This is a genomic window from Agromyces sp. P1_H4 (assembly GCF_056405255.1).
The window spans coordinates 1-1,113 of the sequence record NZ_JBFUCL010000566.1 but is presented as its reverse complement, the minus strand read 5'-3'; the positions used below and the strand labels follow the sequence as shown (position 1 = coordinate 1,113).

Genomic DNA, 1,113 nt, shown 5'->3' with positions numbered 1-1,113 from the left:
GGATACGTGGAGCGGGCGGAGCGCGAACGTGCGAGCCTGCGCGACTACCTGTCGCAGCCGCGCTGGTTCCAGTCGCTCGGCGCCGCCGCGCCGCGCGCGGTGGCCTACTTCTCGCCCGAGTTCGGCATCACCGCGGCGCTGCCGCAGTACTCCGGCGGCCTCGGCATCCTCGCCGGCGACCACCTCAAGGCCGCCTCCGACCTCGGCGTGCCCCTGATCGGCGTCGGCCTCTTCTACAAGGCCGGCTACTTCGCGCAGTCCATCTCGCCCGACGGCTGGCAGCAGGAGCGATACCCCGTGCTCGACCCCGACGGCCTGCCGCTGTCCGTCCTGCGTCGGCCCGACGGCTCCCCGGTGCAGGTCACGCTCGCCCTGCCCGACGAGGCGTCGCTGCACGCCCGAGTGTGGAAGGCCGAGGTCGGGCGCATCACGCTGCTCATGCTCGACACCGACATCCCGGCGAACGCCGACGAGCTGCGCTCGGTGACCGACCGGCTCTACGGCGGCGGCGGCGAGCACCGGCTCCTGCAGGAACTGCTCCTCGGCATCGGCGGCGCGCGCGCCGTGCGGGCCTTCACGGAGCTGCGGGGCGGGCCGGCGCCCGACGTGTTCCACATGAACGAAGGTCATGCCGGATTCCTCGGGCTCGAGCGCATCGCGACGCACATCGCCGACGGCTGCTCCTTCGCCGAGGCGCTGCAGCTCGTCCGTGCCGGCACGGTCTTCACGACGCACACGCCCGTGCCCGCGGGCATCGACCGGTTCGACCGCGCGCTCGTCGAGCGATACCTCACGAGCTCGCTGCTGCCGGGCGTCGATCCGGCCGATGCGCTGGCGCTCGGGGTGGAGCCCGGGGCCGACCCGTCGACCAGCGCGTTCAACATGGCGGTCATGGGACTCCGGCTCGCACAGCGCGCCAACGGCGTCTCGAAGCTGCACGGGCAGGTCAGCCGCCGCATGTTCGGCGACCTGTGGCCCGGGTTCGACGCCGACGAGGTGCCGATCACGTCGATCACGAACGGCGTGCACGCGCCGACCTGGACCGACCCCGCCCTGCTCGGCCTCGCCGAGGCCAGGCTCGGCACGGGCGACACCGAGCACGCCGACTGGACG

General features: G+C 73.2%; 1 protein-coding gene. It reads left to right on the top strand.

Translation table 11 applies throughout. The annotated features are described in order from the left end of the window. A partial coding sequence (glgP, locus tag AC1DY2_RS20005) for an alpha-glucan family phosphorylase (protein ID WP_476764005.1) occupies nucleotides 1–1,113 on the top strand: 1,113 nt, incomplete at both ends.